This window comes from Rhodobacteraceae bacterium S2214, from assembly GCA_025141675.1.
Classification (GTDB): domain Bacteria; phylum Pseudomonadota; class Alphaproteobacteria; order Rhodobacterales; family Rhodobacteraceae; genus Yoonia.
The window spans coordinates 219,384-245,838 of sequence record CP081161.1 but is presented as its reverse complement, the minus strand read 5'-3'; the positions used below and the strand labels follow the sequence as shown (position 1 = coordinate 245,838).

Genomic DNA, 26,455 nt, shown 5'->3' with positions numbered 1-26,455 from the left:
TAAGTTTCCTTGACCGCAGCATGGCGAAAACAGCAGTCGTCGCAAGGTGAATTATAAGTTTGGCAGAAGCTCTTGTATGTCGTCGACGCCCATGGGACGGGCCAGACCGTAGCCTTGCAAGAAATCGCACCCAAGACTTGCGAGAACTTTGACGTGTTCTTGGGTTTCGACGCCTTCTGCGACGACTGAAATGCCTAAAACGTGCCCGATTTCGATGATGGAGGCCACCAACCTGCGTTGTTGCTGACTGCGGACGAGGGGCATGACCAATTGGCGATCAATTTTTAGTCGATCAGGCCGGAGATTCAGCAAACCCACCATCGAGGCATGGCCGGTTCCAAAATCGTCGACTTCGATCGCAATCCCGAGTTTGCGGATACAATCGAGATTGGTCGCAAGGTTATCATCCGCATCGTCAAGAAATACGGATTCTAGCAGTTCAAAAGCGAAGTTTTGTTCTTCGTCGGCGAGGTGGGATATGCGCATTGCAAGCATCGGATCCAAGAGCCGTTTTGCCGAAACATTCACCGAAATTTGTGGAACGTATTTCCCGGCTGCCCGCCACCGCGTTGAATCTTTCAGTGCCTGTTCGAAAACCACCTGATCGATCTTTGCAACGATATCAAGATCTTCGGCAACATCCAGAAATGCATCGGGCGTTAACCTACCTCGTGTGGGGTGATCCCACCTGACCAACGCTTCTGCGCCGGCAATTTCAAGCGTCTTGCAGTCATATTGCGGTTGGTAAACGCACTGAAATTGGCCTTCATCAAGTGCGATGAGCATGTCGTCAGCACATTGCCGCCGCGCGAGCGCCGCCGTTTTCAGGTCCGCAGTATAAAAGTGCAGTTGCCCGCGCCCGTCTTCTTTAGCGCGGTAAAGCGCCAGATCCGCGTTTGAAAACAGGGCGGTATCATCCATCAGCAAATGGTCGTCTGTCGCAATGCCGATGCTCAGCCCGAAACGGCATTCGTGGCCTTCATACATAAAGGGACGTTTTGATTCCTGAATGATGCTGCGTGCCCAATACCCTAACAACGCATTGTGAGGAGCGTGATCCAAGAAAACGGCGAATTCATCGCCGCCGACACGTGCAACGATGCAGTTTGGCGTCGCTGCACTGCGCAGGATATCAGCAACATGGCGCAGAACGGCATCACCGGCCGCATGTCCCAATGTATCATTGATCTGCTTGAATCGGTCGAGGTCGATATGTAGCACCGCACTGCGCATCTTGTTTTCAACGCGGCGGTCCCGAGCGTTTTTCAGATACCGTTCGAGCATGCGCCGATTTGGCAAATCGGTCAGCGCATCGTGGTTGGATTGGTATTCCATTTCTGCGCGTGCGGCTTCCAAAGCAGCATTTTGTTCAACCGCTTTTTCGTTGGCTTCGCGCAGTGCTTCGGCCTGTTCATGTTCGCGTGTTGTATCCCAATTGATGCCAATCAGTTTGTCCACACCCTGCGCATCAGTAAAGTAATGCCCAGTCGAACGCAGATGGCGCATCACGCCATCACCGCGAATGATGCGATATGACAGATCAAAATCCACACGGTCGCGCATCGAAATTGCGCTTGCTTCGACGATTTCATCATAGTCATCGGGGTGAAGCGAATCTTCCCATATCGTTCTGGATTTTTGCTGATCACCATCGGTGATCCCATACATCGCATACATCTGCCGGTCCCACGTGACAGTTTGCGTGTCGATGTTGAATTCCCAAACGCCGAAGCCCGACGTTCGTATGGCCAGTTCTAAACGCTTCGAAACATCGTCGTATTGGTCGCCGAGTTGCTTGAGGTGGGTGATGTTTGTATCGGTGCCAATGATGCGCATCGGCTTGCCGCAAGGGCCGCGCGATACGACCTGACCGCGTGACAAAATCCAAATCCAATGTCCTTCGGCGTGCTTTTCGCGATATTCGTAAAAGAACTGATCAAGCTCTCCACGCTCAACGGCATCCATAGATTTCATCAGGGCGGCGTGATCCAGAGTGTGGACGCGATTGAGCAAGTCGCTGCTGCTTGTCACACCCGGGTGATCCGCGGGAAGGCCACGAATAAGGCGCCACCCTTTGGAAAAATAGCGGATGTTCGCGGCGTTATCGATGTCCCACATGCCGTGCATTTCGCTGTCCATGGCGTGAAGCCAGCGAAATTTAAGTTTGTTGAGTTCTTCTAACGACGATTGGGTCTGTTCCAGCTGTGAAACATCGCTATCGGTCCCGATAATTCTAATCGGTTTTCCGTTTTCGTCGCGCTCCGTGACTCTGGCTTGCGACCGAATGAATATCCAATGCCCATCAGCGTGCAGTTCGCGGAATTGCACATCGCAGGCACCATCAAGCATCAATTTGCGGGTGGCCTGCAACACATCTGGCAGGTCGTTGGGGTGTATGCGGGCAAGTTGGGTCGCGCGCGATGTGTGTAAATGTTCGGATTTATCGAGGCCACGCAACGCAAACCATGCATCGGATCGAAACGATTCTTTCAGGGACCGATCATAGGACCAGAAACCGTCAGGCAGGTTGTTGATGACTTCGGACCAGAAGCAGCTTTCGGGTCGGTAACCATTGGGCTGCATGTCACAACTGCGACTTGGGACAACAAGGCCTAGGATACCAGAATCCCATTTCTGGATCCCGCCCACAGCCGTGAACCAAATCGAACGCCCCTTGTGGGTGGTACGAAAAACGCAGCCATCCCCGTGGGTTAAGCCTATTGGACTAAGTCGATCTATAAACGCGCTGCGTTGGGATGGGTGAATAAGGCTACAAATATTTGGGCCAAAAACTGGGGTAGGGTCCGCGCTGATCCAATCGACCCAAGCATCGTTATGGTGAATGATGACACCATCCGGCTTTAAATAGACTGCGGGAATCGTCAGCGGGTCAATCAGGCTAGCCGCTAGCAAGTCCGTCGGAGATTCACGCCCCATTCTCAACTTGTTTGCCTCGCTTCCACAATCGCCCACCCAGCTATCGCTAATAAAGGTTAAGATAGCGTTAAGAATTTAATTGCTGACACAATCAGCTGTGACATCTAGCCACTTGTACCGTGTGCCTGACAAAGTTACCCAACCGATGAAGCCTATGAGTAAAGGGATGATTCAGATGCTTAGATTTATGGCGGTTTTGACAGCCGTTGCGATGCCATCACTGGTCGCAGCACACGAGTATAAGGTTGGTGATCTGGTGATCGACCACCCTGCCGCCAAGACAACACCTGCGTCCGCAATGACCGGCGCGGGCTACTTGACGATCACGAATAACGGCGAGGCGGCTGATACATTGATTGCGGTCGAAGCTGATTTTCCGCGCGTTGAAATCCACGACGTGAAAGTCGAAAATGACGTGGCAACGATGTTCCAGATCGAGGGCGCAGAAATTGCACCGGGCGAATCTGTGACGTTCGCGCCGGGTGGCAAGCACATCATGTTTATGGGTCTTGATGGCGACCCCTTTGAAAAAGGTGAAACTGTGAACGCGACGCTCGTTTTTGAAACAGCGGGTAGCATCGAAGTCGTCTTTGACGTCGAAACGCTTGAAGAAATCGTCGAGCGCGTTGGTTCAGGGCATATGGACGGCATGAAGATGGATCACGGCGAAGGCCATGACGACCACAGCAACCACTAAGGCATGTCTTTAATTACTCTCCTGCGGTTCCATCGCGGGAGAGTAGATTGAATTTGCGCAGCTTCACATAAAGCGATTGCCGTGAAAGCCCCAGCATTTCTGCGGCGGCCACGCGGTTGTTCATGGTCAAAGCAACCGCCGTTTCAATACACATTTTTTCGACCACATTTGTCGTTTCTGCGACGATGTCTCTCAATGTGGCCTGACCGACAAGTTCCTTCACGGATTGCATCGTATCTTCAGCCGTCGCGCCGGTAGCCTCGCGGGCGGTGTCTGACCCCGTATTTTCGCGGATCACATATGCAAGCAGCGGCGTTTTACCGGCCATGATCTGCGAGACAGAGATATCAACAGCGCGTGGACTGCCATAATCACCCGCAACACGGGTCGCGTAGAACCGCATCTTGCCGTTGCGAGCTGCATTTTCAGCCATGACTTTGACGTCGACCGTGCCCCTTTGGAGGTAGTTGGCAAGGTTATTGCCCCGCACGGATATATCGTGTGCGATGTCGATCAGGTTCAGGAACCCGTCATTGGCCGACATGATCGTGCCGTCGTCGGTCGTGAAAACGATCGCGTCTGTGCTGCTTTTGTAAAGACCGCGCAAATTCGCTGACAGATCGTCAGGACGAACGGCTGCCTCATCTTTCGGGGCGATACGGCACAACAGGACGCGTTCGCCCGCCGCCCGAAACAGAGTCGGTGTCATCAACAGATCAACACCGGATTTGCGCAGTGTGGCTGTGACGGGGGTGTCCGTCTCTGCAATTGCTTGCGTCGTCATGTCCGCGACAAGATCACCCGCTTTGCGCACAGCAAATGAATCCGCGAAATGTCGACCGACCAAACTGTCACGATTGCTTTCCAGCAGGTTGGCGGCGATGTGATTCGCTTCAGTAATCAGACCGCTATGTGCCGACACAAAGACCATGGCGTCGGTCGTGTTTTCCATAAGAACCCGAAACCGCGTGTCATGTTCGCGCTGGGTTTCGTAGTCTTGTTCAAGCGCGATCTGGGCTTGGACCAATTGTTGCTGCATCTCTGCGACAGGACGCAGATCACGCCCGAGCATCAAAATGGCACCGTCTGGGCCAATGCTGTGGAAGCTGTACCGGATGGGGAATTCCCACCGACCTGTTGCGCTGGCGTGGTTCAGTTCAACAGGTTTGACGTTCTCGTCTTCGCGCAAAAATGCAGCAAGACGGCTTTCAAACTTTGGAATGCTTTCCGTTGTCAGGATCGTCCGGATATCGCGATTTTCAAACCGTTCGAACGATTTGAATGAATCGTACAGCGGATTGACCAGCACCGATAACACGTGACCTTCGCTTGAAATCACGATGCCGAGGTCAGCGACTTCAGCAATGATGTTGCCCAGAATTTCAGGAGCGATCAGTGGAATGGAGCCGGAGTTCCAGTATTTTGTACCGCGCGATGTCATCGCTGTCGTACCGGTGTTTGGCACTTGGTCATGGTCTAGGTCCTGGCGGTATTTTGGGACGGCTGTTCTTTTAGGCCGCAAAATGTGATCGCCTCATCGATATTTGATGTCATGATGTCCGCCCCGGTCAGGGCCGCAACATCGGCTGATGTCTCTAAAACCGACCCGCCAATCGCAATCGGCAAACGGTGAAAAGTTAACGTCCGTACAAACTCTATCAAACGACGCAATTTATCAAGGCTTTCAGACCGCGCAGCCGAAATGAATATGGCGTCAAAGGCAATGCGATCCATCAAACTGGCAACAGATTGCCGGTCGGCATCAAATGCCATCCTGACTGAATACCCGTTACGGCGGAGTTGCCCTGCAATAACTGCCGCTCCAAGTGTATGAGCAGCGTTCCGTGGAGTGATCAACAAGACGCCGGGTGCATTCGCGGGTGCTGTCGAATCTGCGGACCATTCCGGGCCGAGTTCGCGTAGCAGGGCCTGTAGGCGGGCCACCCCAATGGTCACGCTGGCAAATCCAAGAACGTCGCTGCACCAGTGATCGCCCAAAACCTTGGCAACCGCAGGAATGTAGTGATCGGCCAAAGTCATCTGGGCAATTCCGGCGCTGGCGGCTTGCGTAATGGTCAACTTGCAGTCTTCACGGCCGGACGACAGCGCAGCATCGTAAAGCGACAAAAGGATGTCTGCGTTCAAAGCGGGGTTTGCGTTTGCAAGCTGTGCTTTCGTTTCAGACGCGCCAATCCGCAAACCCCGAGGCGCTTTTGTTGTTGATGATTGAGTCATCTGCGCACCTTTGTGCCGTTTCGGAAAGGATCATTCAGTGGGATTGCAAGAAGTGACATGCAGTGTCTGCGCAAGTTGACGAATTGTCAAAGATAATTGACACTTTTTCTAACTCGGATTTGCAGAAATTGCTCTATCTTTCTAATATATAGGGCGAAATTTGATAGGATGCTCATATTGTAAGCGCTAATATTTCCATCACGATGTGTAACTTAAAGTTGACACTTTGCGACTTTGGGACCTAGCATGACACATGCAAGCGTCAGGAAAAGTTTACATGAGCGTCCAAAGCATCGGTCAGAATAGCGGACAGTCAGCGGTCTTTCGGGGCGCGAAGAAATCTGTGACGCCCCTGTATACACCGGACCAAAAAGCACGTCGCGACGCGACACGTTGGACGCTCGTGCAGGGCGTTTTAGCGCCGCTTCAGTTTCTAGTCTTTCTCGTCTCGTTTGGCTTGGTGTTGCGCTATCTCGGGACTGGAACGGGGTACGAGGCCGCAACGGCATCAATCATTCTGAAAACCGGCATCCTTCTTTTGATCATGGTGACTGGCGCGATTTGGGAAAAAGTCGTTTTCGATCAGTACCTTTTCGCACCCGCATTCTTTTGGGAAGACGTATTTAGCTTTGCCGTTATCGCCCTGCATTTGCTTTACGTCTTTGCGCTGATCTCTGGCGCTTTTGCCCCAATGACCTTGATGTGGATCGCGCTCGCCGCCTACGCCACCTACGTCGTGAATGCCGCCCAATTCGTCTGGAAACTGCGCTTGGCGCGTTTGTCCGCAGAGGTGGTCGCATGAACCTGCCGCTAACTCCATCCAACGGTGGATGCCGTACCGCCCCAGTTCTGAAGGAACGCGGGCAACGTGAAGTGTTCTGCGGTTTGACGGGAATCATCTGGCTGCACCGGAAAATGCAGGACGCCTTCTTTTTAGTTGTTGGGTCGCGGACCTGTGCGCATCTTCTGCAATCGGCAGCGGGCGTAATGATCTTTGCGGAACCACGATTCGGGACAGCGATTCTCGAAGAGACCGATTTGGCTGGTATGGCCGACGCGCATACAGAGATTGATCGCGAAGTTGCCCGTCTATTGGCGCGTCGCCCCGATATTCGACAATTGTTCCTTGTCGGCTCCTGCCCATCTGAGGTCATCAAGATTGATCTGGCTCGCGCAGCCGAACGTCTGACCCAAGTTCACGCGCCGCATGTGCGTGTGTTGAATTACTCTGGTTCGGGAATCGAGACCACATTCACGCAGGGCGAAGATGCCTGTCTTGCCGCGATGGTGCCGGTTCTAAAAGACACAACCGAGCGTGAGCTTCTTGTTGTGGGTGCTTTGCCTGATGTTGTCGAAGATCAAATGATTGATCTGCTCAGCAAACTTGGGATCGACAACGTGCGCCTGCTTCCTGCGCGGCGTATCGATGACACGACAGCAATTGGGGAAAACACTGTGTTTGCCCTGATCCAGCCGTTTCTGGGCGATACTCACGCAGCATTGGAACGGCACGGGGCACGGCATATCGCGGCACCTTTCCCGTTCGGGGATGAAGGCACAACTGCTTGGCTGCGTGCAATTGCTATTGAATTTGGGGTATCTGAAGACCTGTTTGAACAGGTCACTGCAGCGCCACGTGCGCGGGCGCGCAAGGCAATTAGCCAAGCTGCGGACGTCTTGAACGGCAAGTCCGTATTCTTCTTTCCGGACAGTCAGCTGGAAATTCCATTGGCGCGGTTCTTGACCCGTGAATGCGGGATGACCGCGATTGAAGTCGGTTCGCCCTATATTCACGACGCTCTGCACGGTCCCGATTTGGACCTGTTACCTGCAGGACCACAAATTTCCGAAGGGCAGGACGTCGACAAACAGCTGGCGCGGGCACGTGCTGCGCGCCCTGATCTGACGGTCTGCGGGCTCGGCCTTGCGAATCCGCTAGAGGCGGAAGGATTGTCCACAAAATGGGCGATCGAATTGGTCTTCACGCCTGTCCATTTCTACGAACAAGCGGGTGATTTGGCGGGCCTGTTTTCGCGCCCGCTGCGCCGCAAATCCGTGCTGAACCTAGAGGCTGCGGAATGAAGTTGACGGTTTGGACATATGAGGGCCCCACGCATGTCGGCGCGATGCGCGTTGCGACCTGTATGAAGGGGCTGCACTACGTTCTGCATGCACCGCAGGGCGATACCTACGCCGACTTGTTGTTCACCATGATCGAGCGGCGCAATCATCGCCCGCCCGTGACCTATACGACCTTCCAAGCGCGTGATTTGGGGTCTGACACAGCGTCGCTTTTCAAAGCGGCGGCCCAAGATGCGGTCGATCGGTTCAAGCCCGAAGCGATCATCGTGGGGGCGTCTTGTACAGCAGAATTGATTCAAGACGATCCTGCGGGATTGGCTGAAACTATGGGTCTTACGATCCCTGTCATCCCTTTGGAATTGCCCAGCTATTCCCGCAAAGAAAACTTCGGTGCGGATGAAACATTCTACCAGATCGTCAAAAACTTGACGCGTCCGGCTGAACGAACAAAGCACGTGACCTGCAATATTCTAGGGCCAACCGCGCTTGGGTTTCGGGCTCGCGATGACATTGAAGAAATCACCGGCCTTTTGGAAGACATCGGCGTTTCCGTGAATGTCGTGGCCCCATACGGCGCAACGCCCACAGATATAGCTGCTTTGCCTGCCGCCCATTTCAACGTCCTTCTGACACCAGAGACGGGCGAGTCTGCCTGCCGCTGGCTCGAGAAAAATCACGATCAGCCCTACACCAAAACTGTCCCGATTGGCGTCGGAGCCACGCGCGATTTCATCGCAGAGGTCGCCGCAATCACGGGACTGCCGTGCCGCGCCGATGAAAGCCGGTTGCGCATGCCATGGTGGTCTAAATCAGTCGATTCGACATACCTAACCGGCAAACGCGTGTTCATTTTTGGTGATGGCACGCATGTTGCGGCGCATGCACGCATCGCGCGGGATGAAATGGGTTTCGAGGTCGTGGGCATTGGTTGCTACAACCGCGAAATGGCGCGGCCGATAAAAGCATTAGCCAAAGAATATGGTCTGACCGCGTTGATCACGGACGACTATCTCGCGGTTGAGGATGCGATCCAAGATGCGGCCCCCGAAATGATCCTTGGCACGCAAATGGAACGGCATATCGGCAAACGGCTTGGTATTCCTTGCGCCGTTATTTCCGCCCCCGTCCATGTTCAGGATTTCCCTGCGCGATATTCGCCGCAGGTCGGATTTGAGGGTGCGAATGTTATCTTCGACACGCTCATCCACCCGCTTGTGATGGGGCTGGAAGAACATCTGCTGACAATGTTCCGCGATGATTTTGAATTCCACGACGCAGCCGGTCCATCCCACCACGGCGGACATAGCCCGTTGCCCGCGCAAGAAGCCACTGTAGAGATCCCACCCCGAGACGTGCAAGCGCCCGCAGCTGATAACGTGGTTTGGCTGTCCGACGCTGAACGCGAATTGAAAAAGATTCCGTTTTTTGTGCGCGGTAAAGCGCGGCGCAATACCGAAGCGTTCGCGGCGCAACGGGGGTTGGCTGAAATTTCATTGGATACGCTGTACGAAGCGAAGGCTCATTATGCGCGATAGTGGTCCCCCTGATCCGTACCGCTTTGTGATTGTCACGCTGGATAGTCACACAGCAGGTCCTGCAACGCGGGTTCGCGACCGGCTGGTTGCCGATTTTCCGGGGCTAGAGATTGCAGTGCATGCGGCTGCCGAATGGGGTGAAAACCCCGCCGCTTTGGCTGATGCGAAACAGTCGATTGCACAGGCTAACATTATCGTCGCGAACCTGTTGTTTCTTGAGGATCATACGACGGCCATTTTGCCCGACCTTTTGGCGCGGCGCGATGCGTGTGATGCGATGATCAATGTGATTGCCGACAGTGACATCGTGAAACTGACGAAGATGGGCGATCTGGACATGTCCAAGCCCGCCAGCGGCGCGATGGCATTGCTGAAAAAGCTCCGGCCGTCCCAATCGAAAGAGGCAAAATCTGGCAAGTCGCAGATGAAAACGCTGCGCCGCCTGCCCAAAATTTTGCGGCTGATCCCGGGCAAGAGCCAAGATCTGCGGAACTGGTTCTTGTCGATGCAATATTGGTTGGGCGGATCTGACGCGAATATCGAACAGATGATCCGGATGTTGGTATCGCGCTACGCAGTTGGGCAATCTTGGGCACCAGTGAAGGCAAACCCGCCAATCGAATATCCCGAGGTCGGTCTTTATCACCCTGATCTGGCCGAACCGCATATCGTCACTGATTTTGACGAACTTCCACAGATCAACGATCCAATTGCGACCGTCGGGTTGTTGATGCTGCGGTCCTATATTCTGTCGTCGGACAAGGCGCACTATGACGCTGTTATCCGCGGTTTTGCGACCCAAAATATCCAAGTGATCCCCGCTTTTGCTGGCGGCCTGGACGGGACGCCCGCGATTGAAACTTACTTCCAAGGTCGTGTCGATGCGATGGTGTCGCTGACTGGATTTTCGCTGGTCGGTGGGCCTGCATATAACGACAGTGATGCAGCTGTTGCCCTGCTAAAATCGCTGGACGTGCCCTATGTCGCGGCGCAACCACTCGAATTTCAGACACTGGGTCAATGGGCTGATAGTCCGCAGGGGCTTGGTCCGATTGAAACGACCATGTTAGTTGCTTTGCCTGAAATCGATGGTGCGACGAACCCGACCGTTTTTGCAGGGCGGCATGAAAGCGGTGGCTGTCAGGGCTGTGCGCAAATGTGTCAGGCGACTTCTACCCACAAGGCGATGGCGCCGTGTTTTGAACGGATCACAACGCTTGTCGAAAAGACAAAACGGCTGGCATTGTTGCGGCGTAAGGCGAACGCGGACAAGAAAGTTGGTGTTGTTCTGTTCGGCTTCCCGCCAAATGCTGGTGCTGTTGGCACGGCTGCCTACCTCAGTGTTTTCGAGAGCCTCTTCAATACACTGACGCGGATGAAGCGGGAGGGTTATACGCTTGATGTGCCACGTGATGTGGACGCATTACGGGCGCTTATCTTGCAGGGTAATGCCGCACAATACGGGCAGGACGCTAATGTCGGGGCCTATGTTGATGCCGATACGATGGTCGCGAACACGACGCATTTGAGCGAAGTCGAAGCGGCTTGGGGTCCTGTCCCCGGAAAACATCAATCCGACGGGCGTGGCGTATTCATACTAGGGGCGCAGCTTGGCAACGTCTTTATCGGCGTGCAGCCCGCATTTGGATACGAAGGCGATCCGATGCGTCTGTTGTTTGAACGCGGATTTGCGCCAACACATGCGTTTGTACAATTCTATCAGTGGCTGCGCGATACGTTCGCAGCGGATGCCTTGCTGCATTTCGGTATGCACGGCGCGCTTGAATTTATGCCGGGCAAACAGGCGGGCCTTGGGGCACAGGATTGGCCGGATCGGTTGATTGGTGAGATGCCCAACATCTACCTTTACGCGGCCAACAATCCGTCCGAAGCATCACTGGCAAAACGGCGTGCGAACGCGATTACGGTCAGCCATTTGACGCCGCCTTTGGCGCAGGCGGGTCTGTATAAGGGGTTCGTAGATCTGAAAGACAGCCTGACGCGCTGGCGCGGGATGTCGCCGAACGATGCGGCGAAGAATGAATTGGAAAAGCTTATTCGGGATCAAGCCAACGCGGTGGACCTGAATGCGCGTGATCTGGATGGGCTTTGGCTGAAAGTTCTGGAAACAGAAGGGTCGCTGATCCCTGACGGGTTACATGTTGTTGGTCAGCCGATGTCGGCGGCAGCATTGCACGATATGGCAACGTTAATGGGGCCGGACGCGCCAGTTGATCTATTGCGCGAGGATCATGAACTGCCAGCGTTGATGCGGGCCTTGTCCGCACACTTCATTCCGCCAGTTGCGGGTGGTGATCTGATCCGGTCGCCCGAGATTGTCCCGACGGGCCGCAACATTCACGCGTTTGATCCGTTCCGCATGCCAACCACCTTTGCGATGACTGACGGCCATAAACAGGCGGACTTGTTGCTCGCCACCCCTGACTGCATGCCGCGCACTGTCGCGATGGTGTTGTGGGGATCGGACAACATCAAATCTGACGGGGTCCCAATCGCGCAAGCCTTGGCGTTGATGGGAGCGATTCCCCGGTTCGACAATTTTGGGCGATTGTCCGGCGCTGATTTGATTCCATTGGCCAAGCTTGGGCGGCCACGCATCGACGTTGTGATGACGTTGTCTGGGATTTTCCGTGATCTCCTGCCGCTGCAAACACGGATGCTGGCCGAAGCTGCGTTGAAAGCAGCGCAGGCAGATGAACCGGTTGAGATGAACTTCATCCGCGCCCATGCGCTTGCCTATGCCGAAGAGATGGGTTGCACGTTAGAGGACGCAGCGCTGCGGGTCTTTTCCAACGCGGAAGGTGCTTATGGGTCCAATGTGAATCAGTTGATCGATAGTTCTGCCTTTGGTGATGAGGATGAACTGGCAGATGCCTATGAGGCGCGGAAATCATTTGCATACGGTGTTGATGGCAAGGCGTCACAGAACCCAGCATTGTTGCAGAAAGCCCTGAAAGACGTCGATCTCGCTTATCAGAATTTGGAAAGTGTCGAGTTGGGCGTGACGTCGGTCGATCATTATTTCGACACGCTGGGTGGCATTGCCCGCGCTGTGAAGCGCGCCAAGGGTGGCGATGCGCCAGCGGTCTATATCGGGGATCAAACGCGTGGGGCCGCAAAGGTGCGCACCTTGCAAGATCAGGTGTCGCTTGAAACGCGTGCACGTTCGTTGAATCCGAAATTCTACGAAGGTTTGTTGAAGCACGGCCATGAGGGCGTGCGCCAGATCGAGGCGCATATCACGAACACCGTTGGCTGGTCGGCCACAACCGGCGAGGTCGAGCCATGGGTGTATCAACGGTTGTCCGAGACATTTGTGTTGGACGAAGGCATGCGCGCGCGCTTGGCAGAGATGAACCCGCAGGCGTCAATGCGCATGGCGAACAGATTGCTGGAAGCATCGGACCGCGCCTATTGGGCCCCTGACGACGCGACTTTGGCCGCCCTGCAGAATGCGGCGGACGAGATTGAAGATCACATCGAAGGAGTTGCAGCAGAATGATGAGAGACGCTCGCTTTTGCAAAGCATCGCCCCTCCCACCATCCCGCATGGTGCGTTGTTTTGGACAGATGAAAACGGAAGGAGGCTCTGCATGAGCCCACGTGACGAAGTACCCAACATACGCGGATTGGATGGCGAAGGGTCTGTTCAGGTCCATCAAGATGAAAATGCGAAGATCGAGGGCGCGAAGGTGTTTTCGGTTTATGGGAAAGGCGGGATCGGGAAATCGACCACGTCGTCGAACCTGTCAGCGGCCTTTTCAATGCTAGGCAAGCGAGTATTGCAGATTGGGTGTGATCCCAAGCATGACAGTACGTTCACCCTGACCGGCACGCTGGTGCCGACGGTCATTGATATCCTGAAGGACGTTGATTTCCATTCAGAAGAATTGCGCCCCGAGGATTTCGTCTTTGACGGGTTTAATGGTGTGAAATGCGTTGAAGCAGGTGGCCCGCCTGCGGGCACTGGCTGTGGTGGCTATGTCGTTGGCCAGACGGTCAAATTGCTGAAACAGCATCACATGCTCGAAGAGACGGATGTCGTGATTTTCGACGTTTTGGGTGACGTTGTTTGTGGTGGCTTTGCCGCCCCTTTGCAGCATGCCGATCGCGCGCTGATCGTTACAGCCAACGACTTTGACAGCATCTACGCCATGAACCGGATTATTGCTGCGGTGCAGGCGAAATCGGCAAATTACAAAGTCCGGTTGGCGGGCTGTGTTGCGAACCGTAGCCGCGAAACGGACGAGGTCGACCGCTACTGCAAAACCGTCGGGTTTAACCGCATTGCCCATATGCCGGACCTTGATGCGATCCGGCGCAGCCGCCTGAAAAAGAAAACGTTGTTCGAGATGCCGGACGACGAGGAAATTGTGCTGGTCCGCAAGGAATACATCCGGCTGGCAGAGACGCTTTGGAATGGCACGGAACCTTTGGCACCGGCTCCATTGCCGGATCGCGAGATTTTTGAACTGTTGGGTTTTGATTGATGGATTACACCGCCACACGTGACCGCGTTGAAGATTACTTCGACCGCTCTGCGACCAAGGTTTGGGAACGGTTGACGTCGGATGCACCGGTGTCTGGCATTCGTGCGACGGTGCGTGCGGGCCGTGATCGTATGCGTCGATTGATGTTGGATCAGTTGCCGCAGGACCTGTCGGGGTGCCGTGTGTTGGACGCCGGATGCGGGACGGGCGCAGCAGCCGTCGAATTGGCGAACCGTGGTGCCGATGTTGTTGCGATTGATATTTCACCCGCGCTTGTGAAAATCGGCCAAGATCGTGCCTCACGCACGTTAAAGGGTACGATTGATTGGCGGTCCGGCGATATGTTTGATGCCGGGTTGGGTCATTTCGATCATGGGATCGCGATGGATTCGATGATCTACTACACCAGCCCAGATGTCGCCCGCCAGCTGGCCGCAATTGGCCCCCGTGTATCGGGTAAATTCGTCTTCACGTTGCCGCCGCGCACCCCGTTGTTGATGGCGATGTTCGGGGCTGGAAAGTTGTTTCCGCGTGCTGATCGGTCCCCACAAATGGTGCCGCAAAATGGTCGTGCTGTTGAAAAGGCGCTACGCCAGCAGAACACGCAAGGCCGTGTCACTGAAATCGAACGTATCAAATCAAGCTTCTACATCTCGACCGCATTGGTTTTCGAGGGAGGTGCTGCGTGATCTTTAAGGCCAAATCCCTGCAATCCTTGTCGACCCGCCTTTTGCCGTTTGGCGACGCGGTGTCTGAAGATTTGCCGCTTGGCCAGTTGCTACGTCTGTCATTGTTTCAGGTGTCCGTGGGGATGGCCGCTGTGATGCTTTTAGGCACGTTGAATCGTGTCATGATTGTTGAGCTCGGCATCGGCGCGATGCTGGTTGCCGCGATGATTGCTATTCCGGTTTTGGTGGCCCCGTTCCGTGCCTTGGTTGGGTTTAAATCCGACAATTATCGGTCTGCGATTGGTTGGAAACGCATTCCATACCTGTGGTTTGGGACGATGTGGCAGTTCGGTGGTTTGGCGATTATGCCGATGGCTTTGCTGGTTTTGTCAGGTGACCGGGCGATTGATATTTCGTGGGCGGGCTATGTTGGTGCCGCACTTGCATTCCTGCTGACGGGCATCGGGATGCACATGACGCAAACTGCGGGGCTCGCACTTGCCGCGGATCGCGCCACCGAGGACACCCGTCCAAAGGTCGTGGCCCTGTTATACGTGATGCATCTGATCGGGATGGCCTTCGCGGCGATTATTATTGGGGCATTGTTACGTGATTATAGTGCTTTACGCCTTGTGCAAGTGGTGCAGGGGACCGCTGTTGTGACTTTGCTGCTGAACCTCATTGCGTTGTGGAAACAGGAAAACGTAGCCCCGATGACGAAGGCTGAACGCGCCGCCGAAGGGCCAACGTTCAAAGCGGCTTGGTCCGACTTCGCAAGCGGTGGTGACGCGGGCCGTCTGTTGGCGGTCGTGTTTATCGGGACAATGGCCTTCAACATGCAGGACGTGCTGCTTGAACCTTATGGCGGCGAAATTCTTGGCCTTTCTGTATCGGCCACGACATTGCTAACGGCCACTTGGGCAGGTGGCGCTTTGTTAGGGTTCGGGACGGCCGCAAAGTGGTTGGCCCGTGCAATGGACCCCTACCGGATATGTGGGCGCGGCATATTGGTTGGCATTGCCGCCTTTGCTGCCGTGATCTTTGCGGCACCGCTTGGGTCGTCAGTATTGTTCTACGTTGGATCCGCATTGATCGGATTTGGAAGCGGGTTGTTTGGCGTCGCCACGCTGACGGCCGCGATGACTATGAAAACCACTGGAACAGCCGGACGAGGTCTTGCGCTGGGTGCTTGGGGGGCCGCGCAGGCCACGGGCGCCGGGTTGTCGATATTTATCGGGGGCACATTGCGTGACCTCGTGAACCATGCCGCTGGAACCGGCATGTTGTCAGAGGCGCTCGCCACGCCAGCCACCGGCTATTCGGTCGTCTATCACACCGAAATTGGCCTTCTTTTCATCACGTTGATTGTTCTGGGACCGCTTGTGCGGGTCAAGGCGATTACACATGGGGCTCAGACTAGATCCGGTCTTGCTGAGTTCCCGACCTGACCACCGAAAGGACAACATCATGGTTGGTACGACATTCCTTGGTAATTTTGATCTGGCGAGCCTTGCAATTTGGGGTTTCTGGATCTTCTTCGCGGGCCTCGTTTATTATCTGCAAACCGAGAATATGCGCGAAGGGTATCCGTTGATTGATGATGACGGAACGCCGTCGTCCGGCCCGGGAATTTTTCCAACACCTGCCGATAAGACGTTTGCATTGCGTGATGGTCGCGGTGAATTGACGGTGCCGTCTGGGCAAAACCCAGAGCGTGCTGATTTGCCATTGGCCCAGTCGTCGGTGTCTGCGGGTTCCCCAATGGTCCCAACAGGTGATCCGATGGTTGACGGTGTTGGTCCAGCAAGCTGGGCTGCCCGCAGTGATCACCCAGAACTGGACGCCCACGGTCACGTCAAGATCAAGCCGATGACGTCATTGGCAGATTTCAAGGTGTCCGCTGGTCGCGATCCGCGGTGTTTGCCTGTGATGGGTGGTGATGGCGAAGTGATTGGCCGCATCGTGGATATGTGGATCGATGTGCCTGAACAGATGGTGCGTTACCTGACTGTTGACTTGAACCCGGAAGGGTCCGGTCAGCACAGGTTGATCCCGATGAACATGGCGCGGATCAAGCCGGATCACGTGATGGTCCAATCACTGCATGCCCACAATTGGGCCGGAATTCCGCAAGCGAAATCCGCTGAGCAGATCACATTGCTTGAAGAAGAAAAGGTGATGGCTTGGTTCGGTGGTGGCGCGATGTACGCCAACCCAAAACAATAAAGTATTTGGGGTCCAGTTCGCCGCTGGTCCCCTTGTGATCTAATCCACAGAGGGATGCTGTGATGACCCATGACGACTTTCAGTTCGAACCCGTAAGGGGTCTGCCCGAAGAATTGCCCGAAGATGAACATATCTTGTGGCAAGGTGCCCCCAATCCGCGTGCATTGGCCCGCGAAGCATGGGGTATCCGATGGGTCATGGGGTATTTCGTTTTGCTGGCTGTGTGGCGTATCGGGGTGTCATCCACCCAAGTTTCACTGACCCAATCGATGGCACACGGCATCCCCTTTGTGATTATCGGCGGGATTGCCTGCGCGATCATCTACGGCATTGCCTATATGCAGGCGAAATCCACCGTATATACACTCACCAACAAGCGGGTTGGCATGCGGATCGGCGCTGCGCTGACCATGACGTTGAACTTGCCCTATACATGGATCGGGACGGCCAAGCTTGACACAAAAGCCGCGGGCACGGGCACGCTTGCCTTTGAGCTGATCGGTGAAACACGGCTGTCGTACCTAATGACCTGGCCGCATGTCCGGCCATGGCACATCAACCGCACGCAACCGGCACTACGCTGTATCCCGCATGCAGCCAAAGTGGCCGAGATATTTGCAGAAGCTGCCGAAACACGGATCAGCCAGCCGCAGATCACGCGTGTCGAACCAAACAGCGGCGCAGCCGTTGCAGCGGAGTAAAGCCATGACCAGTCTAGACCACCCCAACCGGCGTCCCGAAAAGGAAATGGTGCCGCGCATTCTTGTTCAAGCGATGTTTGCTCTGATGGTCGGAAGCTGTGCGCTGGTCGGTTACGCCCAATGGGCTGACGTGCCGGACACGGGCGTGCTGATTGAAGCGCCTGTTGTGCAGGAACGCACTGTCACCTTGGTCGGCGACCGGACTGGAAAATATACGGTGCGCGACGATACCGGAGCAGTGATTGCAGCGTCATCGGATGACAGGGCCGGGTTCTTGGGCGTGATGGGCCGCGTGATTGAACGCGAACGCGCGCTGCAAGCCGTGGCAATAGATGCGCCGATCCAAGTTGTCCGCCGCACTAACGGGCATGTTGGGATCGTCGATCCGTCCACGGGAATGGTCATCGATCTTATCGGTTACGGCACCGACAATGTCGCGGCATTTGCGAATTTACTGAAGTGAACGAAACCACCACTTGCGACGGATTAGCCATCCTGCCGCAGCATATGTGAAAGGGAACACACAGATGGGACTACTTTTCAGAACACGCGAAACGGCACCTTGCACGGTGACGATCAGCCACCGGTTCGAAGAACTTTCCGCGCACGTCAAATTCAACAACGGCGCTGTCGTTCATCCGGGCGACACGGTGCAAGTTCAGGGGCCTGAAATCATGGCAGCCTTCGGTGAGCTGGTTGAAGAAGACCGGACTGCGGTGATCACGCGGGCGAGCCGTATCGAACAAATTTGGACACGTGCCACTGGCGATTTCGAATTTATGGAATTGTGCGAATTTTCCTTTAGCGAAGAGGTGATGTCATGAATATTCATTCATCCGAGGCCCTGACCGCCGAAGACGCCATCGCCGCGCAAGAGGCACTTCCGCCACTGACCAACGAAGAAGCGACGCAAGTGGCCATGTCCAATACGCTGCTGACGCCGCGGTTCTACACAACCGATTTTGCCGAAATGGACGCGATTGATGTCACGCCAGTTCGCGCGGATTGGGACACCCTGATCGCCCAGATGAAATCAGATCCGAACCGGGGTCATTTCAAGAAAAACGAAGATTGGGACACCGTCGACTGGGACGGGATGGAACCAAAGTTGAAGGCCGAATTCATCGACTTCTTGATCTCAAGCTGTACCGCCGAATTTTCGGGCTGCGTGCTGTACAAGGAAATGAAGCGGCGCGGGTCGAACAAAGATATCACAGAGCTGTTTCAATTGATGGCCCGTGACGAGGCAAGACATGCCGGTTTCATCAATGATGCGTTGCGCGAGGCCGGTATAGCAGTGAATCTTGGATTTTTGACGCAAGCGAAGAAGTACACCTACTTCCGGCCAAAGTTCATCTATTATGCGACTTATCTATCTGAAAAGATTGGATATGCGCGTTACATCACGATCTACCGCCACCTTGAGAAGCATCCGGAAATGCGGTTCCATCCGATTTTCAAATGGTTCCGCGAATGGTGCAACGACGAATTTTCCCACGGGGAAGCGTTTGCCTTGCTGTTGAAAACGGACACTTCGCTGACTGAAAGCCGCGTCAATAAACTGTGGATCAAGTTCTTCCTGACAGCCGTGTTTTCGACGATGTGGGTGCGTGACCACCAGCGGCCAGAATTCCACAAGGCGCTGGGCGTTGATCCCAAATGGTATGGCCAAGAAGTGTTCCGCAAAACATCGGACATTTCACGTCAGGTGTTCCCGATGGTTCTCGATATCGATCACCCGCGTTGGGAAAAGCAGCTGAACAAGATGCAGGACGCAAATGTACAAATCGCAGCAGGCAAACGTGCGGGCGGCATTGGCGGGTTTGTGACGCGGATGATCGGTTCTGCAAGAGCAGGGGCCGCATTCCTGTCGCTGCTGACGATCCCTGCGATTGCGAGTGATGTGCCTGAAAGCCCTGTGATGGCACCTGCCTATTGATGGGGTGGAGGGCCCCGCCCTCCCACCCCTTTTCGGGGCTTTGCCCCGGACCCCAAGATATTTGAAACCAAAAGAAGATGATGACGCCCTGACATGACACAGCCTTGGATCGCAGCATTATTTGCCTTGTTCATCTGGTGGTTTTCCACTGGCGTGATCATGATGGCTGTGCGCCGCGCGGACCGCGTTGATGGCCATGTTGCCTTGGTCATAGCGGGCGTGCCGGTGTTGGTAATCGGCGTTGCGTTGGTGAGTGCATCTTTGCAGGCCCAAACCGTTGTTGGCGTCTACCAAGGGTTCCTCGGCGCCCTTGCAATTTGGGGTTGGATCGAGCTGACGTTTTTGGCGGGCGTTCTGACCGGTCCACGCCGCGTTGGTGCGATGTCCGGTGAACTGGGGTGGCCGCGCTTTGTGAACGCTGTGTCGGCGCTGGCCTATCATGAGGTGTTATTGCTGGTCGCGGCGATTGGGCTGAGCGTTGTATCTGATGGCGCATTGAACCAGATCGCGATTGCGACGTTTCTAATCCTGTTTCTGGCCCGTGTTTGCGCCAAGCTGAACCTATTTTTCGGGGTACCCCGCATCAATTTGGAATTCATCCCAGCGCGCCTGACCCACTTGAAAACCTTTTTCAAACAGGGACCTGTGACGTTGGCCTTTCCGATTGCAATCACCGTGCTGACCGCCGTTCTAGCAGTTTGTGCGGAACGGCTTTGGACGGCCCAAACCGATGTGACCCAGATTGGTTTTGCTTTGCTGACTGCATTGGCGGCGCTTGCCTTGCTTGAACACTGGTTGATGGTGATCCCGCTGCCGGATGCAAAACTATGGCGCTGGATGCTGCCGGCCCCACGACAAGATGACTTTGGAAGAAAGACGGATAGACACCATGGACTTTGATACGCTTTTCAATGCCCAGCTGGACCAGCTGAAAGCCGACGGCAATTACCGCTATTTCGCGGAGCTGGAACGCCAATGTGGGAAATTCCCTAGGGCTGCCAATCATGCCGAGGATGGCGTGCGTGATGTAACGGTTTGGTGTTCCAACGATTACCTTGGCATGGGCCAACATCCTAAGGTGATTGCTGCAATGTGCGAGGCTGTTGAACGTACAGGTACGGGCGCAGGCGGTACCCGCAATATCAGTGGTACCAACCATGATCACCTGTTGTTGGAACATGAACTGGCTGACCTACATGGCAAGGAAAGCGCGTTGCTGTTCACGTCCGGTTACGTGTCGAACTGGGCCGCGTTATCGACGCTTGGGTCGCGTTTAGACGGATGTGTGATCCTGTCTGATGCTGGCAACCACGCGTCGATGATTGAAGGCATTCGCCATTCCCGCGCCCAGAAAGTCATCTGGAAACATAACGACGTGGCTGATCTGGAAGAAAAACTTGCCGCATTGCCTGCGAATTGCCCAAAGATTGTAGCCTTCGAAAGCGTCTACTCCATGGATGGCGATATTGCCCCGATCCGAGAGATTGTCGAAGTTGCAGAAAAATATGGTGCGATGACCTATCTGGACGAGGTCCACGCCGTAGGCATGTACGGTTCACGCGGCGGCGGTGTATCTGAACGCGACAAGATTGCAGATCGGATCACTCTGATCGAGGGCACGTTAGGCAAGGCGTTTGGTGTTGTTGGCGGCTATATCACAGGGTCGGCGCCCTTGTGCGATTTCATTCGCAGTTTCGCCAGTGGTTTTATTTTCACGACTGCTTTACCGCCTGCAGTAGCAGCTGCTGCGCGTACGTCCATCGCACACCTAAAGGCGTCAAACACCGAACGGGAAGGCCAGCGCCGCCAAGTCGCCAAATTGCGTCAGGCGCTGGACCGCGAAGGTATTCCGCATATGCAGAACGAAAGCCACATCGTGCCTGTGATGATCGGTGATCCTGTGAAAACCCGGATGCTGTCGGACTATCTGATGCGTGAATGGGATATATACGTGCAGCCGATCAACTACCCGACTGTACCTAAAGGAACGGAACGTCTGCGCTTTACGCCATCGCCATTACATACAGATGATGACATTGATCATTTGGTAAAGGCGCTGCGTGTATTGTGGAAACAATGTGCCCTCGCGCATGCGGTGGCTTAACGCCGATCACGGAGAATTTTACGACTAGGGACTGGACGCCTCAAGCGCAGGCGCTAACGTATAGAGTGACGCTGATGTATCAGATACATGTGGCGACAGAATTAGATCGAGAGGAAGACGATCATGAAGACATTTAACATCGCAGCGGCGATCACGATGCTTGCCGCACCTGCATTTGCCGACGGTCACGCTGCATCCGGTGATGCGGCCGCCGGCGAAGAACAGTTCAACCGCCAGTGCGTATCCTGCCACGTGGTTGCAGATGCCGACGGCAACGTTTTGGCCGGCCGTGCCGCCAAAACTGGCCCTAACCTGTACGGTGTTGCGGGCCGCGTCCCTGGCACAGTTGACGGGTTCCGGTATGGCAACTCTATCGTTGAACTTGGCGAAACGACTGGTCTTGGTTGGACTGAAGAAAGCTTCGTCGCATACGTCATGGACCCAACGGGTTACTTGCGTGAAGCGCTCGACAACAACCGTGCGCGTGGGAAAATGTCCTACAAAGTACGTGACGAAACGCAGGCTGTTGATATGTACGCATACCTTGCGACATTCGCTGAATAGGCCACTTTGGAATGATTTTTGCAAAGGCCGTCAGGGGAAACCTTGGCGGCCTTTTGCATTTATGACTGAAGCGCGGACAGAATGATGTCGGTGATTTGATCCGCGTCTTCTTCGTGGGCAAGATGGCCAAGATTTGGCAATTCCAAAACTCGCGCGTTTGGCATATGCGCGGCTGCTTCCGCGCTAGTTTGGGGGGGGACCGCTTTGTCTTTTGTGCAAGCGATGAGAGTTGTTTTCACATCAATTTGCGGGAGGCGAGCAAGCAGCGGATCAAGCGACCACTGCGCCATCATCGACAAAGTTGCGCCCACATGACCCGTGTCTTGGGCTAGTCGCAGATAAAACGCCTCTCCCTCGGGGCCGATGTTTGATCCGGTTCCTTTGATTAATTTGTGTACGGATGCCGCCGTCGTGGTCGCGCAGAAAACGCTTGCCGTAAAAGGCGTCGCGGCTAGAAACTTGGCCATCGCCGGAAAAAGCCATCCCGCCACGCCTTTAAAATTTCCAAGTGCTGCGTTGATGCCGACAACGCCATGCGGTGGTCTGACCCCAAGATCACAAAGCCGTAGCGCAATCGCAGCACCTGCTGAATGACCAACTATAAGGTCAGGTTTCGCGTCGATCTGATGCAGTAACCGCAATAGGTCATCGGCCATCGCGTCCAGTCCGCATCGTCCCTGTCCACCCAGTTGCGTGAAACCCTGACCGGGCAGATCGATCGCCATCACTGTGTTTGTGGTCGCAAGAATAGGAGACAAGTGCCGGAAACTTTGCGTGGCTCCACCAGCGCCGTGGATCAAAAGAATAAGTGGCCCGCTTCCAGCTGTCTGCACATGCCAGCGATGAGGTTTGCACAGAATATGCTGGGAAAATTCGCGCATGGGCCAGTTGGACGCATCGCGTGGCCAGCGCACGTCAGACGTCCAACGCGGCGCTAACGGCACCGGACAGGCGGTGTGCATCGGCGCGCGGGAGTGGCAAGTACGCCGCACCAAGTGTTGAAGCGAGGTGTTTCAGCACGGCTTCGGGCCGGTTGCCTGTATCAATGACCAGACTTTCGACACTGTGAGACCGCACAGCAATTGCCATGTCTTGCGCATCTTGGGCCGCTTGTTGTCTGTTTGCTGTGCCATCAAGAGCGATGTTCGCGCGGCCATCCGTCAACATAACCACGGTGGGGGTTAACCCTTTCTGCTTGGCATGCAGCGCTTGCATCAAGCTTTCCTGCAAACCGGCCGCAAGCGGTGTGCCGCCTCCGCCGGGCAAGGCCGCCAACCTGCGCTTTGTTTGCACAAGCGATCGTGTTGGCGGCAATAATAATTCTGCGGTCGTTCCGCGAAACGCGATCAAACTGACGTGGTCGCGGCGGGCGTAGGCCTGCGACAGCAGCAATTCGATTGCGCCTTTTGCTTCTGCCAGCCGTGCGATAGCCGCAGATCCGGATGCATCGACGGCAAAGATCAACAAGCGATCACTGCGGTTTTCATAGCGTTTGACGTGAATGTCTGACTGACGAATGTGCAGACGGTCACGCCCTGTCATTTGCCGCCTGATCGTTTGCCAAGGTGCAGCACTGCGTAATGTACCGACGAGGTCGATCCGTGCGCCGTCCGACAACCGCCCCTGACGTGCAGGTAACGGTCTACCGCGGCGGTTACTTTTTCGTGCGGCGCCACTCCCGTTGCCTTGTCCGGCTCGCGCTTTTTGTGCGGCGGTCCGATCCAGTAAATCGTCGGGCAACATGGCCCGAATAGCGTCCAGAATCAAATCGTCGGGGATTTCCGTTGGGGTTTGCTGGGTCTCGGCCGACTGTTCTGGCGCGGGGGGATCGTCTGGTTCTTGCGGGAACTGTGTCGCGCGGTGAACGAGCGTCAACTGAGCGGCGGTTTCCAGGTCACCAGTCGCACGTAGCGCCTTTAGCGCAAATGCAGGCGCACGCAGCGACGCGACCCCCAACTGATTTGCAATCGCGATGATCTGGTGCAGGTCGTCGTCGGACGTTTGTGTCCGGTTCAACGTATAAGAAACGCTAGAAACATCGCTGATGCCCACCTCTGTGAGATCAATATGAAACGCGAGCCGTTCTAGTAGGTTCGCAGGGGCCGTTTCGTCAGGTGTCGCGCCTTCGTCCAATACAATCAGCCGTTTGGTTGGGTCTTGATCCAATACGCATCCAAGACGGGCCGCTAGTCCGAAGGAACATCGTTCCCCCATCGTAAGGACGAACGTATTGCCCGCCATCAACAGGCCGGATTTTTCGACCAATGATCCAGACGCCAGCGTCGTGGTCAGATCAATCCCACCAAGCAAAACATCATCCGACATCAGCGGGTGTAAACGGGTCACGCTGCCAAAATGGTCATTCACTGCGGTCATGAAAGCATCACGGACAGTACCGGACCGCGCGCGGACAACCATGCCGCCTAGTCCCGAATTTTGCGCCAACACATGCAGCGCAAGCATCGCATTTTGCCATGATTCGCTACCCAAGGACATCGGCCACAACACGACCAACACGGGCACCTGACCCTGCTTCGTCTAGCGGATCGCGGCGCAGGCGGTGGCGCAACGCTATGCCTGCCACATCGCGCACATGCGCACGGGTCAGGGCGGTATCATCACGCCACGCCGCATAAGCACGCGCCGCTTTCAGTAACGTTAATTCGCCGCGCAAACCGTCTGATCCCATCTTGAGGCAGAGTTCCGCGACATCGCGCAGCGTCGCATCAGGTGTTTTGAGGTCTTTCAATGCTTTACGCGCAGTCAGAATGCGGTCGCGAATGGCGGCATCTTCGGCCTGCCACCGGATCATGAAGGCTGCGTTGTCATTTTCATAAGCATCGCGTCGTTTGATCACGTCGATCCGCGTGTCGATGTCTTTTGGGCTGGCGACTTCGACAGATAACCCAAATCGGTCAAGCAGTTGGGGCCGCAGTTCGCCCTCTTCAGGGTTGCCCGATCCGACCAGCACAAAACGGGCAGGGTGCCGGATCGAAAGCCCTTCGCGTTCCACTACGTTTTCGCCGGATTGCGCGACATCAAGCAGTAGGTCAACAATGTGATCTTCGAGCAGGTTCACCTCGTCGATATAAAGATATCCCCGATTTGCCCGCGCCAGCAGGCCGGGTTGGAACGCTTTTTCGCCCTGTGACAAAGCCTTTTCAATATCTAGCGCGCCCGTCACGCGATCCTCTGTCGCGCCAAGCGGTAGGTCTACGACGGGGGTCGGAACTTCGTGTGTGGCTTTGGTTTTGAGGTTGGCCCAATCCGGAACCTCGCCCGCCTTTGCGCTGTTCACGGGGCATCCTTCGATAGCCGCAATGGGCGGCAAAAGGGCGGCCAATGCGCGCACAGCGGTGGATTTGCCAGTACCACGATCACCAAACACCAAGACACCACCAATTGACGGATCAATCGCTGTGAGGATCATCGCGCGTTTCATTTCTTCTTGGCCGACGATAGCAGAAAACGGGAAAGGCTGTGTCATGCGGGGTCCAGTTCTGATCTGGTGAGGTTTGCAAGCGGCGACGTGCCGCCCCACGTGCCGATGTCGGATTGAACGACGAAACGGGCGTAAAGTTCTTCTTTGAACCAGCCTTCTTGGCGTACTGCCTTGATCGCTTGGGCGTGGGGTCCGGTGCGGGCGAATGCGTCCATCGCGGCCTGCGATGGCCAAATGGAAAAAGTGACTTGATGCAGCATCGGGATCTCGCCGATCCCAATTTTGAACGCGACGTTACGGTCGGTCCCGATCATCGCCGAAATATCCGGTACGCGCGCCCAAAAGCGTGATAAAATGTCGGGCTTTATCGTGGCTCGGGTCAGCGCCGCGAGAGGTCCGCTGTTGATCTGCTGTGGCAAAAACGGCTTTTCACCAGACCAATCCCCACGTGCTGACGTTGGGGTCAAAAATACGGTCCAGTTCTCTACGGATTCGGCGCGGTAGCGTTTATAGATGGGGGTCGCGGCTACCCTGTCATGTGCAGTTTGCGCGTCCGGCCACGTGGCGAGGATTGCGAAGACATCAGGGGCGATGCGCGGCGTGAACCCTTCGCCCTTGCCGGACCCGCATAGTTTCCAAAATCCGATATCGGGAATGCGGGCCATAGGTCTGCGCGCAAAGCCCATCATAGCAAATGCCCACATCCGTGCGATGGGGCCTGCGAACCTGAAGAAAGAAAGAGTGACCGTTTGCGGCATGAAGATTCCTATTGTGTAAACTTACCCTGACATATGAATCTGCTTTTGCAAAGGTT

At 55.2% G+C, this 26,455-nt stretch carries 23 protein-coding genes; 16 read left to right on the top strand and 7 right to left on the bottom strand.

Going from position 1 to position 26,455, the window contains the following annotated elements; translation table 11 throughout:
- Positions 1–51 precede the first annotated feature (51 nt).
- Entirely contained in the window at positions 52–2,583 is a 2,532-nt protein-coding gene (locus K3729_01175) for an EAL domain-containing protein (GenBank protein UWQ99439.1), read from the bottom strand.
- A 529-nt stretch (positions 2,584–3,112) separates the two neighbouring features.
- Here K3729_01175 and K3729_01170 point away from each other — a divergent pair.
- Positions 3,113–3,634: a copper chaperone PCu(A)C gene (locus K3729_01170; GenBank protein UWQ99438.1), complete on the top strand. Its 522-nt coding sequence runs from the start codon at positions 3,113–3,115 to the stop codon at positions 3,632–3,634.
- A 13-nt stretch (positions 3,635–3,647) separates the two neighbouring features.
- On the opposite strand, the gene ppsR is transcribed toward K3729_01170, so the two are convergent.
- Together ppsR and K3729_01160 are read right to left on the bottom strand one after the other, a co-directional pair.
- The gene (ppsR, locus tag K3729_01165) at positions 3,648–5,075 is read right to left on the bottom strand and encodes a transcriptional regulator PpsR (GenBank protein ID UWQ99437.1); all 1,428 of its coding nucleotides are present in this window, start codon (positions 5,073–5,075) and stop codon (positions 3,648–3,650) included.
- Between the two features lie 35 nt (positions 5,076–5,110).
- Complete coding sequence (locus K3729_01160; GenBank protein ID UWQ99436.1) at positions 5,111–5,869, bottom strand: cobalamin B12-binding domain-containing protein; 759 nt, start codon at positions 5,867–5,869, stop codon at positions 5,111–5,113.
- Between the two features lie 277 nt (positions 5,870–6,146).
- Between K3729_01160 and bchF the strand changes: the two genes are divergently transcribed.
- The 15 genes from bchF to K3729_01085 all read left to right on the top strand — a co-directional run bounded on the left by bchF (position 6,147) and on the right by K3729_01085 (position 22,199).
- Entirely contained in the window at positions 6,147–6,671 is a 525-nt protein-coding gene (bchF, locus tag K3729_01155) for a 2-vinyl bacteriochlorophyllide hydratase (GenBank protein ID UWQ99435.1), read from the top strand.
- The gene (locus tag K3729_01150) at positions 6,668–7,951 is read left to right on the top strand and encodes a ferredoxin:protochlorophyllide reductase (ATP-dependent) subunit N (protein ID UWQ99434.1); all 1,284 of its coding nucleotides are present in this window, start codon (positions 6,668–6,670) and stop codon (positions 7,949–7,951) included. The genes bchF and K3729_01150 overlap by 4 nt, the downstream gene beginning before the upstream one ends.
- Positions 7,948–9,486: a ferredoxin:protochlorophyllide reductase (ATP-dependent) subunit B gene (locus K3729_01145; protein ID UWQ99433.1), complete on the top strand. Its 1,539-nt coding sequence runs from the start codon at positions 7,948–7,950 to the stop codon at positions 9,484–9,486. Before K3729_01150 ends, K3729_01145 begins: the two co-directional genes overlap by 4 nt.
- Positions 9,476–13,009 (top strand): magnesium chelatase subunit H, encoded by a 3,534-nt coding sequence (locus K3729_01140; GenBank protein ID UWQ99432.1) that lies wholly within the window; start codon positions 9,476–9,478, stop codon positions 13,007–13,009. The genes K3729_01145 and K3729_01140 overlap by 11 nt, the downstream gene beginning before the upstream one ends.
- A gap of 91 nt (positions 13,010–13,100) precedes the next feature.
- Positions 13,101–13,997 (top strand): ferredoxin:protochlorophyllide reductase (ATP-dependent) iron-sulfur ATP-binding protein, encoded by an 897-nt coding sequence (gene bchL, locus K3729_01135; protein UWQ99431.1) that lies wholly within the window; start codon positions 13,101–13,103, stop codon positions 13,995–13,997.
- Positions 13,997–14,686, top strand: coding sequence for a magnesium protoporphyrin IX methyltransferase (gene bchM / locus K3729_01130; protein UWQ99430.1), 690 nt, complete (start codon positions 13,997–13,999; stop codon positions 14,684–14,686). Before bchL ends, bchM begins: the two co-directional genes overlap by 1 nt.
- Entirely contained in the window at positions 14,683–16,113 is a 1,431-nt protein-coding gene (locus K3729_01125; protein ID UWQ99429.1) for a PucC family protein, read from the top strand. The genes bchM and K3729_01125 overlap by 4 nt, the downstream gene beginning before the upstream one ends.
- A 19-nt stretch (positions 16,114–16,132) precedes the next feature.
- Positions 16,133–16,891 carry a photosynthetic reaction center subunit H gene (gene puhA, locus K3729_01120; protein ID UWQ99428.1) on the top strand — a complete coding sequence of 253 codons (759 nt, stop codon included), beginning with the start codon at positions 16,133–16,135 and terminating at the stop codon, positions 16,889–16,891.
- Positions 16,892–16,953: 62 nt separating this feature from the next.
- Positions 16,954–17,592 (top strand): PH domain-containing protein, encoded by a 639-nt coding sequence (locus K3729_01115; protein ID UWQ99427.1) that lies wholly within the window; start codon positions 16,954–16,956, stop codon positions 17,590–17,592.
- Between the two features lie 4 nt (positions 17,593–17,596).
- Complete coding sequence (locus K3729_01110; protein ID UWQ99426.1) at positions 17,597–18,055, top strand: photosynthetic complex assembly protein; 459 nt, start codon at positions 17,597–17,599, stop codon at positions 18,053–18,055.
- A 64-nt stretch (positions 18,056–18,119) separates the two neighbouring features.
- Positions 18,120–18,416, top strand: a complete 297-nt coding sequence (locus K3729_01105) for a hypothetical protein (protein ID UWQ99425.1) — start codon at positions 18,120–18,122, stop codon at positions 18,414–18,416.
- Positions 18,413–19,531 (top strand): magnesium-protoporphyrin IX monomethyl ester (oxidative) cyclase, encoded by a 1,119-nt coding sequence (gene acsF / locus K3729_01100; protein ID UWQ99424.1) that lies wholly within the window; start codon positions 18,413–18,415, stop codon positions 19,529–19,531. The genes K3729_01105 and acsF overlap by 4 nt, the downstream gene beginning before the upstream one ends.
- Positions 19,532–19,624: 93 nt before the next feature.
- Positions 19,625–20,431, top strand: coding sequence for a DUF3623 domain-containing protein (locus K3729_01095; GenBank protein ID UWQ99423.1), 807 nt, complete (start codon positions 19,625–19,627; stop codon positions 20,429–20,431).
- Positions 20,421–21,635, top strand: a complete 1,215-nt coding sequence (gene hemA, locus K3729_01090; GenBank protein ID UWQ99422.1) for a 5-aminolevulinate synthase — start codon at positions 20,421–20,423, stop codon at positions 21,633–21,635. The genes K3729_01095 and hemA overlap by 11 nt, the downstream gene beginning before the upstream one ends.
- A 123-nt stretch (positions 21,636–21,758) precedes the next feature.
- Positions 21,759–22,199 carry a c-type cytochrome gene (locus K3729_01085; GenBank protein UWQ99421.1) on the top strand — a complete coding sequence of 147 codons (441 nt, stop codon included), beginning with the start codon at positions 21,759–21,761 and terminating at the stop codon, positions 22,197–22,199.
- Positions 22,200–22,258: 59 nt separating this feature from the next.
- Here K3729_01085 and K3729_01080 read toward each other — a convergent pair whose 3' ends face one another.
- The 4 genes from K3729_01080 to K3729_01065 are packed head-to-tail and all read right to left on the bottom strand — an operon-like array spanning position 22,259 to position 26,399.
- On the bottom strand, positions 22,259–23,113 hold the full coding sequence (locus tag K3729_01080) for an alpha/beta fold hydrolase (GenBank protein ID UWQ99420.1): 855 nt from the start codon (positions 23,111–23,113) through the stop codon (positions 22,259–22,261).
- Between the two features lies 1 nt (position 23,114).
- On the bottom strand, positions 23,115–24,695 hold the full coding sequence (locus tag K3729_01075; protein ID UWR00895.1) for a magnesium chelatase subunit D: 1,581 nt from the start codon (positions 24,693–24,695) through the stop codon (positions 23,115–23,117).
- Entirely contained in the window at positions 24,682–25,686 is a 1,005-nt protein-coding gene (bchI, locus tag K3729_01070; protein UWQ99419.1) for a magnesium chelatase ATPase subunit I, read from the bottom strand. The genes K3729_01075 and bchI overlap by 14 nt, the downstream gene beginning before the upstream one ends.
- Entirely contained in the window at positions 25,683–26,399 is a 717-nt protein-coding gene (locus tag K3729_01065; GenBank protein ID UWQ99418.1) for a spheroidene monooxygenase, read from the bottom strand. Before K3729_01065 ends, bchI begins: the two co-directional genes overlap by 4 nt.
- Positions 26,400–26,455 lie beyond the last annotated feature (56 nt).